Genomic DNA, 501 nt, shown 5'->3' on the forward strand with positions numbered 1-501 from the left:
CGCGTCGATCGACCAACTGGAGAAGAACACCGACGACGACTCCGTCAGCCCCTCCCCCGCATCGATCTCCACCCCACCCACCGAACGATCGACACGCCCCCAGCCCACCGGACCGAAGAACCCGATCGTGTCGTTCTTCACACAGAACCGCTGCCAGTAATGCGCCACCAACTCCTCACGCTGACGCGGCATACTCGAACGATTCGACGCCGACGGAACCCACCCCAGAAACGGACGCAACCCCGTCCGCAACACCGTCCGGTTCTGCCACGCCACCGCAGCCGTGAAATCCGAAGAACCCGCAACCTCCTGCAACCTCACCGCAGTACGCGCCGCAACCTCCCCGAACACCCCCTCGAACTCAACCCAGTCAGGACCCGACAACACCCCACCGGCAAACTTGTCCGCATACACCGACAGATCCACCGGAGCCAGATCCAGCACACCCCCCACCGGAAAACCCGGCCCACGCAACGAGAACTGCTCCCACAACCGCCAACG

At 63.9% G+C, this 501-nt stretch carries 1 protein-coding gene; it reads right to left on the reverse strand.

The window, feature by feature from the left end; all coding sequences use genetic code 11:
• Window positions 1–501, reverse strand: a 501-nt coding sequence (locus IA22_RS0133740; protein ID WP_030639251.1) for a lantibiotic dehydratase, incomplete at both ends; no start/stop codon positions are given.

Origin of the sequence: Kitasatospora papulosa (assembly GCF_000717245.1) — a bacterium.
Classification (GTDB): Bacteria; Actinomycetota; Actinomycetes; order Streptomycetales; family Streptomycetaceae; genus Streptomyces; species Streptomyces papulosus.